Source organism: Corynebacterium sp. LaCa54 (assembly GCF_046717495.1).
Classification (GTDB): domain Bacteria; phylum Actinomycetota; class Actinomycetes; order Mycobacteriales; family Mycobacteriaceae; genus Corynebacterium; species Corynebacterium kefirresidentii.
Genome location: NZ_CP177115.1, coordinates 2,050,500 through 2,066,481, shown reverse-complemented (window position 1 = coordinate 2,066,481; position 15,982 = coordinate 2,050,500). Strand labels below are relative to the sequence as shown.

General features: G+C 59.0%; 10 protein-coding genes and 1 pseudogene. 9 read left to right on the top strand and 2 right to left on the bottom strand.

The features are described from left to right. Positions 1-41 precede the first annotated feature (41 nt). Both ACLI1M_RS10035 and ACLI1M_RS10030 read left to right on the top strand, forming a co-directional pair. Positions 42-2,165, top strand: a complete 2,124-nt coding sequence (locus ACLI1M_RS10035) for a S9 family peptidase (protein WP_049377368.1) — start codon at positions 42-44, stop codon at positions 2,163-2,165. 56 nt (positions 2,166-2,221) lie between these two features. Beyond that, the gene (locus ACLI1M_RS10030; RefSeq protein ID WP_248100175.1) at positions 2,222-2,905 is read left to right on the top strand and encodes a DUF2334 domain-containing protein; all 684 of its coding nucleotides are present in this window, start codon (positions 2,222-2,224) and stop codon (positions 2,903-2,905) included. Positions 2,906-3,118: 213 nt separating this feature from the next. Here ACLI1M_RS10030 and ACLI1M_RS10025 read toward each other — a convergent pair whose 3' ends face one another. Continuing rightward, complete coding sequence (locus ACLI1M_RS10025; protein WP_411706551.1) at positions 3,119-5,896, bottom strand: ExeM/NucH family extracellular endonuclease; 2,778 nt, start codon at positions 5,894-5,896, stop codon at positions 3,119-3,121. A 231-nt stretch (positions 5,897-6,127) separates the two neighbouring features. Here ACLI1M_RS10025 and purS point away from each other — a divergent pair, with 231 nt between their 5' ends. The 6 genes and pseudogenes from purS to trhA all read left to right on the top strand — a co-directional run bounded on the left by purS (position 6,128) and on the right by trhA (position 13,720). After that, positions 6,128-6,370, top strand: a complete 243-nt coding sequence (gene purS / locus ACLI1M_RS10020; protein WP_049360085.1) for a phosphoribosylformylglycinamidine synthase subunit PurS — start codon at positions 6,128-6,130, stop codon at positions 6,368-6,370. Beyond that, positions 6,371-7,054: a phosphoribosylformylglycinamidine synthase subunit PurQ gene (gene purQ, locus ACLI1M_RS10015; RefSeq protein WP_239208389.1), complete on the top strand. Its 684-nt coding sequence runs from the start codon at positions 6,371-6,373 to the stop codon at positions 7,052-7,054. A 13-nt stretch (positions 7,055-7,067) separates the two neighbouring features. Continuing rightward, positions 7,068-9,377, top strand: coding sequence for a phosphoribosylformylglycinamidine synthase subunit PurL (gene purL, locus ACLI1M_RS10010; RefSeq protein WP_248100179.1), 2,310 nt, complete (start codon positions 7,068-7,070; stop codon positions 9,375-9,377). A 223-nt stretch (positions 9,378-9,600) separates the two neighbouring features. Then, positions 9,601-11,241: a histidine-type phosphatase gene (locus ACLI1M_RS10005; RefSeq protein ID WP_248100181.1), complete on the top strand. Its 1,641-nt coding sequence runs from the start codon at positions 9,601-9,603 to the stop codon at positions 11,239-11,241. A 78-nt stretch (positions 11,242-11,319) separates the two neighbouring features. Next, positions 11,320-12,900, top strand: a pseudogene (locus ACLI1M_RS10000) (type ISP restriction/modification enzyme); the annotation flags it as partial. 109 nt (positions 12,901-13,009) lie between these two features. After that, on the top strand, positions 13,010-13,720 hold the full coding sequence (gene trhA, locus ACLI1M_RS09995) for a PAQR family membrane homeostasis protein TrhA (RefSeq protein WP_374048529.1): 711 nt from the start codon (positions 13,010-13,012) through the stop codon (positions 13,718-13,720). Between the two features lie 143 nt (positions 13,721-13,863). Here the strand turns inward: trhA and ACLI1M_RS09990 are convergent, their stop codons facing one another. Continuing rightward, complete coding sequence (locus ACLI1M_RS09990; RefSeq protein WP_248100183.1) at positions 13,864-14,850, bottom strand: tellurite resistance protein; 987 nt, start codon at positions 14,848-14,850, stop codon at positions 13,864-13,866. On the opposite strand from ACLI1M_RS09990, the gene ACLI1M_RS09985 reads away from it, so the two are divergent. After that, entirely contained in the window at positions 14,849-15,940 is a 1,092-nt protein-coding gene (locus ACLI1M_RS09985; RefSeq protein WP_311201252.1) for a LysR family transcriptional regulator, read from the top strand. The genes ACLI1M_RS09990 and ACLI1M_RS09985 overlap by 2 nt on opposite strands. Positions 15,941-15,982: the final 42 nt, after the last annotated feature.

Sequence of the window (15,982 nt, the reverse complement as noted above, 5' to 3'; positions counted from 1 at the left end):
AGGCTTCCAGCCCTGGGGCGCCACGCGTACAGTGGGGCGGCATGAGCAACGAGAATCTTTCCGCCCCCGTGGCCGCCGTCCACCCCGTGACCCGTTCCTTCCACGGCCGCGAGTTCGTGGATAACTACGAGTGGCTGCGCGATAAGGAATCCCAGGAAACCCTGGATTACCTCAACGCAGAAAATGATTACACCAAGGCGAAGACCGCGCACTTGGATGAGATGACGGAGAATATCTTCCAGGAGATTAAGTCCCGCATCAAGCAAACCGATATGTCCGTGCCTTCTCGCCGCGGCGATTACTGGTACTACGGCCGTACCGAGGAGGGCAAGAGCTACGGCTACTCTTGCCGGCTCCCGGTAGAGGAGGGGGCTGACCCATGGACTGCCCCGGTTATCCCAGAGGAAGGCACCCCGGAAGGCGAGGAGATTATCCTCGACGCCAACGCGCTGGCGGAGGGCAAGGACTTCTTTGCCCTCGGTGCCGCCTCCATCTCTGATTCCGGCCGCTACCTGGCCTATTCCGTGGACTTCGCCGGCGACGAGCGCTTTGAGCTCTATATTAAGGACTTGGAAAGCGGAGCGCTTCTCGACGACCACCTCAAGGGCATCTTCTACGGCGCCACCTGGGCCGGCGACGGCTATATCTTTTACACGACCGTCGACGAGGCATGGCGCCCTGACGCCATCTGGCGCCACAAGGTAGGCACCGCGCAGTCCGAGGACGTGCAGGTGTTTAAGGGAGAAGATGAGCACTTCAACGTCGGCATCGGCAGCGCTCGCTCTGATAAATACCTCTTCCTTGGCGTGAGCTCCAAGGTGACTTCTGAGGTGTGGGTCCTCGAAGAAGACAACCCCGAGGGTGAATTCCGCCTGCTGTGGGAGCGCGAATCTGGCGTGGACTACGACGTCGATCACGCCGTCGTTAAGGGCGAGGACTACTGGATCGTCACCCACAACGCCACCGGCCCCAACTTCGAGGTGGGCTATACCAAGGCCGAAGGCGACCTGCCCGCTCTTCGGGATCTGCCCGCGCTCCTGCCTCATAAGGAAACCACCCGCATCGAGGGCGTGGATACCTACCGCGACCAAATCGTGGTGGGTTACCGTCGCGGTGGCATCGGCCGCGCCGCCATCATGCGCATTAGCGACGGCTTTGGCGAGTTCGAAGAGCTCAACTTCAATGAGGAGCTCTTCACCGTTTCCGTATCCGGTAACCCGGAGTGGGACGCGCCGGTGCTTCGCGTGAGCTACGTGTCTTTCACCCAGCCCTCCCAGCTCTTTGATTACCGCGTGGACACCGGCGAATTTACCCTGCTCAAGGAGCAGGAGGTTCCCGGCGGTTATAACCCGGATGACTACGTGGCCTACCGCCTGTGGACCACGGCTGCCGACGGCACCGATATCCCCGTATCCATTGTCCACCGCGCCGACCTCGACCGCACCCAGCCGAATCCGACCCTGCTCTACGGATACGGCTCTTACGAGGTCAGTGTCGATCCGGCCTTCTCCGTTACCCGCCTGTCCCTGATGGACCGCGGCATGATTTTTGCGGTTGCCCATGTACGCGGCGGCGGCGAGATGGGGCGCACGTGGTACGACGATGGCAAAATGCTCAAAAAGAAAAACACCTTTACTGACTTCATCGACGTCGCCGATGACCTCATCGCCCGAGGCGTGACCACCGCAGACCAAATGGTGGCCGAGGGCGGTTCGGCCGGCGGAATGCTTATGGGTGCAATCGCCAATATGGCCCCAGACCGCTTTACCGCCATCCAAGCCGTTGTTCCGTTCGTGGATCCTCTGACCTCGATCCTCATGCCGGAACTGCCGCTTACCGTGCCTGAGTGGGAGGAGTGGGGCGACCCGTACCACGATCCTGAGGTCTATGACTACATGAAGTCCTACTCGCCGTACGAGAATATTGAGGCCAAAGACTACCCGGACATCCTGGCTATTACCTCGCTAAACGATACCCGCGTGCTCTACGTTGAACCGGCCAAGTGGATTGCCCAGCTGCGAGCGACGGCCACCGGCGGTGAGTTCCTGCTCAAAACTGAAATGGCTGCAGGCCACGGTGGAGTGTCCGGCCGTTATGAAAAGTGGCGCCAAAACGCCTTCGAGTATGCGTGGACGATCAATAAGGCCACCGGTCTGGAGAAGTAAAACCCGGATAGGGGGCCAGCGCGCGAATCCTAAATTCCTGTGCGATAATTTTTCTTATGAATGGCCACCTTCTGGTATCGATCTCCAGCATCTTTGATGGCACACGGAAGCAGGCTAGCCGGCTCCTCTCGATCCTTGATCGAGAGGAGATTCCTGTTTCCCTGCTTATTGCCCCGCATATCGACGGCAACTGGCACCTTGCGAAAGATAAAGACACCAAAAGCTGGCTCCGAGACCAAGCCGATGCCGGTCGCATACTCATCCTCAACGGTTTCGACCGCTCGGTGCAGGGACGTCGTGCAGAGTTTGCGAATCTCGACTCCCACGAGGCAAAGCTGCGACTCGCGGGTGCGACCCGTCAGATGGCCAAGATCGGCTTCGAACCCACAATTTTCGCCCCGCCGCGCTGGCGCATGTCTCCCGGCACCCTGCAGGTATTGCCACAGTTTAAGTTTGAGGTGGCAGCCTCTACCCGCGGTGTTTTGCAGATCAATTCCGGCAAATTCCACCAGGCCCGTAACTTGTCCTTTGGCGAGGGCTTTGGCTCCGCTAAGTGGTGGCGCAAGAACATCATTCGTGCAGCAGAGCGGTCCGCGCAGCGCGGCAATACCGTTCGCCTGTCCGTGTCCGGCCGCAACCTAGATGACCGCAAGGTGATCCATGACTTCGTCAAAGCTGCCGACCGGGCTATTAACGCTGGGGCGACCCCTGCCGATTATGGCGCCTTCCTGCCAAATTAGGGAGCGCATTCCCTCGTCAGAGGTTCTGCGAACAAAAGTGGCGGGGATGGTTGGTGGTGTCTATGCCCGGTAGCACGATTTCGTCCATCTAAAACCCTGTTTCCGTCAACGGTTGTAGTGTTTTAGATGGACGAAATCGTTGAAATCGCAAAAATTAAGACCCCGCACGCTTGGGATTTCTCCGAAGCGAGCGGGGTCTGCGTCTGTGGGCGATTAGCGCTGCAGGCTGGTGATGAAGTTCTTTACTTCTTGCGGCAGCATGCCCCAGATCGGGGCCGGGATGGCCTTCTGGAGATTGCCGGTCACAGCGAGGAAGCCGGGGATGGCGACGAGGCCGGCGATAGCCGCGATGGCAGCGGCGATACCGGCGCCGACAGAGCTAGTGCTGGAGTTGGAACCGAAGCCAGGCTTACCGGGCTTTTCTGACGGCTTGTCCTCTGGCTTATCGGAAGGTTCATCGGAAGGCTTATCCGCCGGAACATCTGCAGGATCATCCGCAGGATCGTCTGGCTGGCCGGCGGAGTCGTCCGCACCGAGGGTGAAACCGACCTTGACTGGGTCATGGTCAGAGGCGCGGAACGGGGAGTCATCGTAGAAGTCGACGATATTGTAGTTGCGGCGGGAATACTCGAAGGCGACGGGTTCGTCGGCATTGACGTTCCAGACTTGGGCGTCGTCAAGCGTGCCGGTGGCTACCTCGTTCGCCAGCACGTGATCCAAGGTGCCAAGCAGGCCGGAGAACTGGTAGGAGGGATCGGCACCATATTTTTCGGCGGGCACGGTAAAGCCATCGTTGCGGAAGACGTCGAGCGCGGTCTCGTGAGTATAGGTATTGAAATCACCGAGGGCGAAAAGCGGTTTATCCTTCCAGTCTTCCTGCTTGTGGAGGGCATCGAGGACGGCCTGTGCCTGCGCGTTGCGCACGTTCGGGTTATTGCCCTGGCCATCGCCGGAATCGGCATCGCCCTTGGCCACCGAGCCCTTGGACTTGAAATGATTGGCCACGGCAACGAAGGACTCCTCGCCCTCCTTTAGCGGTTGGAATTCCTGGGCAAGAGGCTCGCGGGCGGTGCCGGTGAAGCGATCGTCCTGGAAGATGCGGGACTCGCCGACAGGCTTCACCACATCCTTGTGGTAGATAAACGCGGTGCGGATGACATCCGGGGAGTCTGGTACGGCGTCCTTGGACGGGGAAGGAACGAAGGCCCACTTATCGGAGCCGGCGGCCTCATTGAGCTTTTCCGTCAGGTGCTTGAGTGCCTTATCGCGCTGGGCAAAGTCACCGGTGACAGCGTAGCCATCTTCGATTTCGGAAAGGCCGATGACATCGGCATCGAGGCCGTTGATGGCCGCGACAATCTTGCGTTCCTGGTCCGCGAGTGCGGACTGAGTATAGGCGCCGCGGGTCTTACCGCGGTTGACCGTGACCTTATTGCCCTCGCGGTCGGTGTAGGCGCTGCCGCCGAATTCCTCGCCCAGGGAGGTGAAGTAATTCAAAACGTTGAAGGCGCCGATGGTGTATTCGCCCTTGACGTCATCGATGGCGTGCAGCTCAGCCTCGCGGGAGTCCTCCCAAGAGATGGGCAGGTCTGCGCCCGCGGTGTTGCCGGTAACCGGGGTGGTGGGCTGGAAGCGCCACTGCTCGTGAGAAAAGCCCACGATGACCGGGTGCTGGAAAGAGACGGTATCGGTGGTGCGCAGGGATTTGATGGTGTGGGCATCGTCCTGGGCGATATATGGCAGTGGGGTTTCCTGGTCGGTTTTGAGGTAATCGCGGGTGCGGCCATCGTCCAAGGTGACCAGTTTATCGGCGTTGTCCTTGGTCAGCTTCTGGATATCGGAATTGGGATCCGTGGAAGGGGAGAAGATATCGGAAGGCTGGCGGAAGGCCTCCTTGCCAGGGGCAAGGCCAATCTCGCCGTACTGGTTGAGGGCGTAGTTATTGGTTACGGTGTGCTCGCCGGGCTGGATGAGCATGTGCTCGAAGGGCTCGCGGGCCTCGTTGCCATCAGGAAGCTGGTCGACCTTCAGTGGGGTGACCTTCTCTAGCGGGGCATCGAGCTGCGTGACCTCGGCGGCGGTGATTTGGGTGGAACCATAGAACTCGGAGACCTTGCCGGTGACCGCAACGGAATCCTCGAGGTCCGGGTACTGGTCGGCTGGCTTATCACCCATGTACACGAAGAGGGCCTGGGAGGCATCGGTAGCTTCGGCACCGGTCCCGCCCGTCTGGATAGTGAAGCCATTGAGGCCACCCTCGCTCCACACGCCGGTGACAACACCCTCGGTGGTAACGGTCTGGTCCTTGAGCGGGGACTCAGCGCCGGTGCCTTGGATATCCGCGATGGCGGTCACGCCTTCGGGAGCTGGCTGCTCGGGCTCGGCCGGATCCTCAGGCTGAGGGGAGGGAGCCTTATTACCGGTATTAGTCGGGGTGGGAGCGCCACTGGTGAAGTCGGCGGCATTGTCATCGGTATCGGTGCCCTCGGCGTCGCGAGAGGCGGATTTGGCATTGGACAGACCCGCAGCAGCGGTGCCCTCCTTGAGGGAAGCGGCGCCGTAGCCGATGGCATCGATGGGGGATCCGGTGGCGTCGGCAAGCTGCACGGAGCCCTTGGAACCGGACATGTTGAGGTTGCCCTCGGCATCTGGGGTAGGCAGTGCATCGCCCGCTCCATTGCCGGCCGCTCCCTGCACGAGGTAGTAGCCATGCGGGGCGATGGTGCCCGAAAGCACTACCTTGCCGCCCGTGTTGCCGGAGGCGGAGAAATACTCCACGGTATAGCCGCTCAGGTCAATCGGGGCATCGGTGGGGTTATAGAGCTCGATGAAGTCATGGGTGAAGGCAGCGCCCTTATTGCCACCGCCCCCGTAGACCTCTGAGATGACTGCGGCGGAGCCGTCGGTGGCAGCCGTGGCAGTGGGTACAGCAAGGGCGGCAGTAGACAAGGCGGTGGCGAGCGCCAGCGCACCTAGGCGACGAGAAGACATAGATTCAACCTTAAATGAGAGCGATAGTGTGCGATGTCTATTAGTAGATCGCCGCGCCGGGGCGGGGTGGAGCGCACGCCGGAGTTTGCCAGAGCGTTGTTTGAGGTTCACGTAGAGTTTGCCCAAGCGGGGTGAAACCCACACTGCGGGGGTGAGTCTAGGTAAAAGCAGGGGGTGCCAACTAAACTAAGCCGCGCAGACCAAAGCCCCATACAGTAAGGCAATATTTTCATGGCTCGTGTAGTTGTCAATGTCATGCCCAAGGCGGAAATTCTGGATCCGCAGGGCCAAGCCGTCGTCCGCGCGCTGGGTCGCATCGGGGTATCCGGTGTCAGCGATGTGCGCCAGGGAAAGCGCTTCGAAATCGAGGTCGACGACTCTGTAACCGCAGAGGACCTAGATAAGGTAGCCGCCACACTGCTGGCCAATACCGTCATCGAGGACTACGAGGTTGTTGGGCTGGAGGTCAAGTAAGTGGCCGCAACAATCGGAGTAATCACTTTCCCCGGAACCCTGGATGATGTGGATGCCGCTCGCGCAGCCCGCACCGCCGGCGCAGAGGTGAAAAGCCTCTGGCACGCAGATAGCGATCTGCACGGCGTGGATGCGGTCGTAGTGCCGGGCGGTTTTTCTTATGGTGACTACCTGCGTTCGGGCGCTATTTCCGCGCTTGCGCCGGTGATGCAGTCCGTTATTGACCGTTCGAAGCAGGGCATGCCGGTGCTTGGCATTTGCAATGGCTTCCAGATTTTGACCGAGGCGGGCCTGCTGCCGGGCGCGCTGACCCGCAATAAGGGCCTGCACTTCCACTGCACCGATACCTACCTGGAGGTGGCCAATTCCACCACCGCATGGACCAGCGAGTTTGAGCAGGGCCAGAAGATTTTGGTGCCGGCCAAGCACGGTGAGGGCCGCTTCCAGGCCGGCGATGATGATATCGCCCGCATCGAAGGCGAGGGCCGCGTGGTCTTCCGCTATACCGATAACTACAACGGCTCTGTCAACGGCATTGCCGGTGTCAGCGATGAATCTGGCCGCATCGTGGGCCTCATGCCGCACCCAGAGCACGCCATTGACACGCTGACCGGCCCATCCACCGACGGACTGGGACTTTTCGTATCCGCCATCAAGGCCGTCGCCCAGGCGCCGGCGGTTTAAGGAGGCCACTTTAATGACCGTTCATAATGACACCGTAGAAAAGGCACAGTCCACCCCGGATGAGCAGCAGCCCTACGCGGAGCTCGGCCTGAAGGATGACGAGTACCAGCGCATCCACGATATTCTGGGCCGCCGCCCTACCGATGCGGAGCTGACCATGTACTCCGTTATGTGGTCCGAGCACTGCTCCTATAAGTCTTCCAAGACGCACCTGCGTTATTTTGGCGAGACCATGACCGAGGAGATGGGGGAGAAGATCCTCGCCGGCATCGGTGAGAACGCCGGCGTGGTGGATATTGGCGACGGCAACGCGGTGACCTTCCGCGTGGAGTCCCACAATCACCCCTCCTACGTGGAGCCCTACCAGGGTGCGGCCACCGGCGTGGGCGGCATCGTGCGCGACATCATGGCCATGGGCGCTCGCCCGATTGCCGTGATGGACCAGCTGCGCTTTGGGCCTGCCGACGCCCCCGATACCAAGCGCGTCCTGCCCGGTGTGGTCTCCGGCATTGGCGGCTACGGAAACTCCCTGGGTTTGCCCAATATTGGTGGCGAGACCGTCTTTGATGAGACCTACGCGGGTAACCCACTGGTCAACGCCCTGTGTGTGGGCACCCTCAAGGTGGAGGACCTCAAGCTGGCCTTTGCGTCCGGCAAGGGCAATAAGGTCATGCTCTTCGGCTCCCGCACCGGTTTGGACGGCATTGGCGGTGTTTCCGTGCTGGCCTCCGATACCTTCGAGGACGGCGCCGAGCGTAAGCTGCCGGCCGTGCAGGTGGGCGACCCCTTCGCGGAGAAGGTCCTCATCGAGTGCTGCCTGGACCTCTACCACGCCGGCGTGGTCGTAGGCATCCAGGACTTGGGCGGCGCGGGCCTGGCCTGCGCCACCTCCGAGCTGGCTGCCTCCGGCGATGGCGGCATGGAGGTCAACCTCGATAACGTGCCGCTGCGCGCGCAGAATATGACCGCGGCCGAGATCCTCGCCTCCGAGTCCCAGGAGCGCATGTGCGCCGTTGTGGCTCCGGAGAACGTGGCGAAGTTCCGCGAGATCTGCGAGCACTGGGACGTCACCTGTGCAGAGATCGGCGAGGTCACCGAGGGTAACCACCTGGTCATCCGTCACCAAGGCGAGGTCGTCGTGGATGCCCCGGCCGGCACCATTGCGGATGAGGCTCCGGAGTATGACCGCCCGTATGCCCGCCCGAAGTGGCAGGACGAGCTGCAGAAGTACCAGGGCACCGACAAGCGCGGCCTGGTGGAGTCCCTGCAGAAGCTCGTGTCCTCCCCGGCGCTGTGCTCGCGCGATTTCATCATGAACCAGTACGACCGCTACGTGCGCGGCAATACCGTGCAGTCCCACCATGCGGACGCTGGCGTGCTGCGCATCGATGAGGAGACCGGCCGCGGCGTGGCCGTGTCCGCCGATGCTTCCGGCCGCTACACCAAGCTGGATCCGAACATGGGCGCCCGCCTCGCGCTGGCGGAGGCCTACCGCAACGTCGCCGTCACCGGCGCCAAGCCCGTCGCGATCACCAACTGCCTGAACTACGGCTCTCCGGAAAACCCCGACGTGATGTGGCAGTTCCGCGAGTCTGTGCATGGGCTTGCCGACGCCGCCGTGGAGCTTTCCATCCCCGTCTCCGGCGGCAACGTCTCCTTCTACAACCAGACCGGCGAAGAGCCGATCCTGCCCACCCCAGTGGTGGGCGTGCTGGGCGTTATCGATGACGTACACAAGGCCATCGGCAACGAGCTGGGCACCGTGGACGAGAAGGAAGTGCTCATCGCTCTGGGTGAAACCAAGGATGAGTTCGGCGGCTCCATCTGGCAGCAGGTCAGCGCCGATACCTCCGATGCTTCCTCCCTCAATGGCCTGCCCCCGCAGGTAGACATGGCCAACGAGAAGCGTCTGGCCGAGTTCTTCCACGGCAATGAGCTGCTCACCGCCGCACACGACCTGTCCGAGGGCGGCCTAGCAGTGGCTGCTTTTGAGATGGCCAAGCGCGCCGGTGCGACTGCCGACGGCGCCGGCCTCGGCCTCAACCTGGACCTCACCGCAGTCCACGAGGACGAATTCGTCGCCGCCTTCTCCGAGTCCGCCTCCCGCGTGCTGGTGGCCACCACCGCCGACCGCACCGACCAGGTGCTTGCCCGCGCCGGCGAGCTCGGCATCCCAGCCGCCATCGTGGGTGAGACTACCGAAACCGGCGCACTCACCCTCGGCGGCGAGTCCGTCGCCATCTCCCAGCTGGTCTCCGCCTGGTCTGCCACCCTGCCTGACCTCTTCGACCATGCCGTGGGTGCTAACTCCGTAGTGGAGTAAACCGCTCCCAGCGTTGGACACACGCAACCAAGCGACAAAGCGGAAAGCCCGGCTTCGGCCGGGCTTTTATGCTCGTTAGGAGCAGTGACAAAGGCTAAGAACAGCGTCGGTACGAGTTCTTTTTCAATCATTTTCCTTTCAGGCAACCTTCCCGTAACGTCAGCGGCCTACCGTGGGTGTGTCCCTCTTCAAAATATCCACTACTCATGGAAGCCAACGTCCAATGCGCATTCGTACTCTCGCTCTTATTGCCGCCGTTGCGTGTGCTGGTGTAACAGTGCCAGCCACCGCCGCCGAGCATGGTTCCTATTACTCTTACTCCACCAAGCAGCACTATGAACCGCAGGGGCGGGAGTACTCCGAAGCACCCGCAGGATTCCGACAGATTTATACCTCCACGGTGAACCGGCATGGCTCGCGTGGACTGTCTAGCTTTAAGTATGACGACCTCGCACAGCAAATGCTGGAGTATGCTCAGGAGCGTGGTGAGCTCACGGATTTAGGAGAAAAGCTCATTCCGCAGGTAGAAGCGATGATTTCCGTGAATGAGGAATTGGCCGGTGGCGCCGGACAAGACGCCGGATACGGAAACCTCACCGCAGTTGGGCGGGAAGAACTGCGGGGGATTGGTCAGCGCAATGCGCAACGCAATGCCGAGCTTATGCACAGCATCGACAGGGACGACTCCAAGGTGAAATTCATCTCTTCGGGTGAAGACCGCGCTAATGACTCTGGTTGGAATTTCGGTGCGGCGTGGCTGAAGGAAGCTCCGACTCTTGCTGACAACCTCGTGGACGGAACCAACGATGGGCATGTCGCCATCGAGCCACGCACCGACCTGATGTATGCGCATAAAGATAAGAAGTCACCGTCGTACGAAAAATATTCGGCGTGGAAAGACTCACCGCAGCTACAGGAAAAGATCCAGGAAGCTTATTCCAAGCCGGCCTCCCAAGAAGCATCGCAGGAGTTGCTGTCCAAGATTTTCACCTCGGATTTTATCGATGAGCTAAAAGATGGGTCCATTTCTTTTAGCGCCCGTGAAAAGGATGGCAAGACAGTAGAAGGAATAGTGGACGCCGCGCTGCAGTTCTACAATCTGTACATCATTGCTCCAGCACTTGCTCATGAGGAGAAAACCCCTGCTGAGGGGTGGATATTTGATCAGTACATGGACGATGCGAGCGGGCCTACCTTTGCATACCTATTGGATGTAGAAGACTTCTATGAGAAGGGGCCGGCTATCGAGGGTCGCACTGTTTCTTACGACAATTATGAGCCACTGCTTGAGGAAATGATTGAGGGCGTACAGGATCGCGCGGCCGGTGGTGATATAGCTGCGGAATATAGGTTTGGTCACGCGGAAACCATCATTCCGCTCGCCGCATTGCTGAAAACGCCTGGCTCAGAGAATGGAGTTCCCGCAGGAGAGCTCTACACCTGGCAGAACTCGGATTGGCGTGGTGACGAGGTCTCCCCAATGGGAGCAAATATCCAGTGGGATGCCTTCCAGAATGACAATGGCGAGACCCTCGTGCGCATGCTGTACAACGAGAAGGAAATTCCCTTCAAGGAGGGGTGTGAGCCAATAAGTGAGGGCTCGACGTTTTATACCATCGATGAGCTGTCCGCTTGTCTGCCGCTTGGTTCTGTCTCTGACCACTCTCAAGCTCATATTGATTCCACCGCGGACAGCGGGTACAAGCCACAAACAGGAAGTAGCGTTGCCTCTTCACAGTCGAAGATGTGGGCGGTAGTTGGTGCCCTCGCCAGTGTACTGACTATTGCAGTGGGAACGGTGTATTTCAACCGGCAGCAGATAGAAAGTCTTCTACACAAGTTCGGCATCCAACTTCCCTTTTAGTAACGGCAAGATATTACTGAGGGGGGCGACAAACTGGGAAGCTCTCCTCGAATCACCGCTTAGTGGCGGCTTCCGAAAGGCACAGCCTCCCATATGGTTTCCATAGTTCAATGGAACCGCAAGCAGGCTCGCTACAGCTCTAGGTCTAGCGCCATTGCAGCCTTTAGTGCTCGGCTGGGCCTAGTGTGTGTCGTCCTTTCGGATTTCGACCTTGAAGTATGTCCGCAGCGCAACGGGGAACCAATTCCGGACTACGTAACCTTTAACAACATCGCTCTAGCGGATACCTTCCAAATTCACGAAGACGGCGACATTCCGGACCTCAACGTCTTCCGCGAAAACAACGCCACCATTGAGCGCCAGAAGAAGGCACCCATCAACGTAGTTATTGGCAACCCGCCATATTCCGCCGGCCAAAAGTCCGCCAATGATATAAACGCCAACCAGAAATACCCGGGGTTGGATAAGCGCATTGCAGAGACTTACGCTGTGAAATCCACGGCGACGCCTCAGCGAACCCTCTACGATTCCTATTTGCGAGCTTTCCGCTGGGCACCGACCGCATCGGCGACCAGGAGGTAGTAGCCTTCGTGTCCAATGGCGGGTGGATCGACGGCAATACGGGTGATGGTGTGCGCTTATCGATGGCCGAGGATTTCACGGACCTTTATATTTTTAACCTTCGCGGCAACCAACGTACCGCTGGCGAACAGTCCCGCAAAGAAGGCGGCAAAGTCTTCGGCTCTGGTTCCCGCAACTCCGTGGCTATCACCGTCGGTATCAAAGACTGGTTTCCAGCTTCACTACCGAGACATTAGTGACTATCTGACAGTCGAAGAAAAGCTTGGGATCGTCGACTCCTCCGCGATTGAAACCATTGACTGGCAGTCCATTGAACCAAATGAAGAGGGTGACTGGTTGCACCAGCACTCTGAAGAATTTGAAAAGTGGCCGGTACTGGGGGCAAAAGCCAAACAAGATTTCTATTTTCAAGGATTATAGTCTGGGCCTCGCTACAGGCCGAGATGCTTGGGTTACAGGGGGAGTCCAAAGCCGTAGTATTCGAAAAGCGGTGATGACATCTTCCACTTTGTGTACGGAAAGTTGCATGACTCGGGCTATCGCACGAAGAATGCGGCGGATTTGAAGAAGATGCTGCCGCATATTGAAACGCCATCCTCGCGTGCGGAGTTCGACAAGTTTGCTGCGGCTGGTAAAGAATTAATGGACCTGCACGTGGACTACGAGTCCGTGGAGCCGTGGCCGCTGGATATTCAGGTCAAGGGTGATGAGTCTGACCGTGAGACGTGGCGCGTTAAGAAGATGATATGGGCCAAGCGCAAGGACCCGGAGACAGGCAAAAACGTCAATGACGTGACCAAGCTGATCTACAACAGGCAGGTGACCATCGGTGGTATTCCTGCGGAGGCGGATGAGTATATGCTTGGCTCGCGCTCAGCTCTCGCCTGGCTGATTGACCGTTACCAGGTTAAGAAAGACAAGGCCTCCGGTATTGTTAATGACCCGAAGGATTGGGCCGATGAGGTGGGCAATCCGCGCTGCATCGTGGACCTAATTGGCAAGGTCACGCGCGTAGCGATGGAGACGGTACGCATTGTTGATGGGCTGGTAGAGGAAGGTTCTGCTGTGGAAAGTTAGCAGCATTTCGAGGCGATTTTCCTTGAATCCCTCCGGCTGCGTCCGTAGACTTACGGTATCGTAGGTTTCTTGTTCGGGTTCGTTGCGGCTAGCAGAAGGGAAGTACCTCGTGGCACAGATTCATGCGGATAGCGCGCCGGGGCCGGGCCTTGTCCAGCGCACGTACTGGATGGCCGACCGCGGTCCCAGGCCGCTAAGCCGTGGCTGGGGACATGCGATTGCAGCATTGCTGTCGGTGATTGCCTCCACCGTGCTCATTACCTATGCGTGGATGACGCTGCAGTGGTGGCAGGGGCTTGGCGTAACTGTTTACGGCGTGGGGCTGGTCGGGCTTTTTGGCGTTTCGGCGCTCTACCACCGCTATCCGTGGGCGAGCGCGCGTGCCGTGCAGTGGTGGCGGCGGGCGGATCACGCGACCATCTCGGTGTTTATTGCGGCGACGTATACGCCGCTGTGCCTCATCGTGTTATCGCCGGTACAGGCGGCATGGATGCTAGGCGTTGCCTGGGCAGGAGCGATTCTCGGCGCGATTTTGAACCTGGTGTGGATTGGCCACCCGCGCTGGTTGGACGTGGTGGTTTACCTAGCGCTGGGCTGGTTGGTGCTGCCGCTCTTGCCCACGCTGTGGACGCAAGCCGGCGCGGCCGTCGTCTGGCTGCTCGTTGCCGGCGGCGTGGTTTATTCGCTCGGTGCGCTGGTCTATGGCTTTAAGTGGCCAGGGCGCAACGCACGCTACTACGGCTACCACGAGCACTTCCACACCGCGACGATTGCGGCGGCGGTGGTGCACCTGGTTGCGGTGTGGATGGTCGTCGTCTAGGGGTAGGTCGACTATTAGCACGTCTATCTCCTCCACCCAGGAATTGCCGGACTGCCTGTAAACTCCTTTTTAGATGGAAGGGGGGTACACATACTGACGCCGCTACGGTGGGTATTCACCTAGAAGTCATGAGACTCGAAAACTCAGCGTGCTTTTGCCCAGCCGATCACGGCTGCGCCGATAGTAGCCCACATGACGTGGACAAGAAGCAGCACTAGAAGGGCGGCGCTGATGGTATCCATCCATCCCATGCCCAACGTCAGTGCCGCAGGTTGGGTGGACAAAGTATGACTACCAAGACAGCAGGTACCTACGGGAAATGTACTAGCCCACCACGTGGGGTTATAAGACATGGGGGTGCTTCCTAGGGCCGCTCCCCAGTGCTTGCTCATGGCGTAAATGGCCAGCGGGATGCCAAGCCCGAGCATCGCTACACCGTAGACCATTGCGCGGAAGTGCCATTGTTCACCTGCAAGCAATTGTGCTCCCGCGGTAGATTGGCCTACCAGCCCGAGCGGGATCCAAGCAGTGGCAGCGAAGCTGGTAGGAATTTTCGGAATGGTACGCAGGTAAACGAAGGCGAATGTAGGCAATCCTGTAAGCCAAGCCAATGCAAAACTGATTACGCCAATGCTGTGGACTATCGATCCCCACTCGCCGGCATGCGGTGCCAACTGAGCTGAGGAGGTAGCCGCAACCATGGGGGCAACCAGCGGTAGTCCCCAGGTGAAAGCGGGGGCTGACGGGCGATCGCAGATGAGAAACACGAGAAAACGGATGCACGTCACCGCGCCGAGAACCGTTCCTATTGCCCAGCACAAGGTATGAACCGACCAGGCATCATAAATGAGGGAGTAGGCGCTACCCAAAGAAAGTATGCCCATAGATACCATGCCCCAAGCAGGCATGTCGGCGGCGTAAAATCCCGGATTATGGTGCTTTAGAAACCCAAATACGAGTGATATAGCAAGAATTGTTACAACCCCAAGCATGGCTTTCGAGGGGGCCGAGCCTAATAGGGGAGTTACGTGTACGTCGATAAGAGTAGAAGAGATTCCGAGGCCCATAACGGCCCCGGCCCAGCCTGGGCCGAGCGGGGGAAGGTCTATCTCGTTCTGAATTTTTAACATGCGCTTGAGGCTAAGCTTTACGGCAGAATTGCGGGAGGGCGTTCATTCTGGACGGGGTTACAATGAAAATATGTACCCCTCGCGAATCGGTAGTAGTGATGACTTTTTACCAGTTCGGCGCGGATTTGTCCCCGATGCCCAGACAGTCGACGCCGTACTTGCTGTGGCACGGTATGGGGGTATGAATCAGGCCGCCATACACCTGAATGTCTCCCAACAGTCGGTGAGTAATCGCATTGCCAATTTTGAAAGGCATCTAAATCAACGCATTTTTTGGCGTGGAGCTGCGGGTAGTTTTACTACGGAAGTCGGCTCCCAGGTTGTCCGGGTACTCGAGGTGCTAGAGGGTGCCTTGAACGACTGCGCGCGTGGTCTTGAGAGAGCCATCGGTGAAGGCGTCACCGAGGAAATTAAATTGGTGGTCTCGCATACAGTCGCCGAGGTAGATTACCCGCGCTGGGCTGCGGCGTTTCAACGTGCTCACCCGAAAACTTTTCTGCGTATGCGCCAGCTCAATAGCCGGGAGGCCCAGCGCTACGTAGTACAGGGATTGGCGGAATTGGCCATTGTGGAAGGCAACTGGGTATCCCATGAATTGCAACAGCGTGTAGCCGGACACGATGAACTCGTTGTTGTCGTCCCCGCAGGCCATCACTGGGCTCGGGTGGATAACCGAAATGAAGCTGGGACTTCTACAGTTTCAGCACCATTGAAGGGGATGGCTGCAGTAACTAAGGAGGAGCTGCAGACTACTCCTTTGGTTCTGCGTGAGCAGGGAAGCGGCACGCGGGAGGTAGTAGAGGACATTCTGGGGTCACTCGCTCCTCCTGCAGGAGAATTTGGATCTCTGGGGGCGCAACGCGCTGCTATAGGTGCCTTAGGCGCTCCAGGGGTTATAGCCAGGCGAGCAGTGGAGTCGCAGTTGGCCACCGGTGAGTATATAGAGGTTCCGGTAGCTGAGATCAAGTTTGACCGGCCTCTACGTGTGGTGTGGAGCTCGCAGAACCGACTCCCAGAGCCGGCTCACCGGTTTCTTCGCTTCTTGGCGGACTATGCGGACGGGGACGAGGTCGAAACTAAGCGTGGCTGATGAAAACTCGTTCATTAATGTGGTGACTCCACCAGCCGGTGC

Excerpts from the sequence above, each read along its gene's own strand:
- ACLI1M_RS10035 (WP_049377368.1), top strand. The coding sequence starts at position 42 with ATGAGCAACGAGAATCTTTCCGCCCCCGTGGCCGCCGTCCACCCCGTG.
- ACLI1M_RS10030 (WP_248100175.1), top strand. The coding sequence starts at position 2,222 with ATGAATGGCCACCTTCTGGTATCGATCTCCAGCATCTTTGATGGCACA.
- ACLI1M_RS10025 (WP_411706551.1), bottom strand. The coding sequence starts at position 5,896 with ATGTCTTCTCGTCGCCTAGGTGCGCTGGCGCTCGCCACCGCCTTGTCT.
- purS (WP_049360085.1), top strand. The coding sequence starts at position 6,128 with ATGGCTCGTGTAGTTGTCAATGTCATGCCCAAGGCGGAAATTCTGGAT.
- purL (WP_248100179.1), top strand. The coding sequence starts at position 7,068 with ATGACCGTTCATAATGACACCGTAGAAAAGGCACAGTCCACCCCGGAT.
- ACLI1M_RS10005 (WP_248100181.1), top strand. The coding sequence starts at position 9,601 with ATGCGCATTCGTACTCTCGCTCTTATTGCCGCCGTTGCGTGTGCTGGT.
- ACLI1M_RS09985 (WP_311201252.1), top strand. The coding sequence starts at position 14,849 with ATGCGCTTGAGGCTAAGCTTTACGGCAGAATTGCGGGAGGGCGTTCAT.
- ACLI1M_RS09990 (WP_248100183.1), bottom strand. The coding sequence starts at position 14,850 with ATGTTAAAAATTCAGAACGAGATAGACCTTCCCCCGCTCGGCCCAGGC.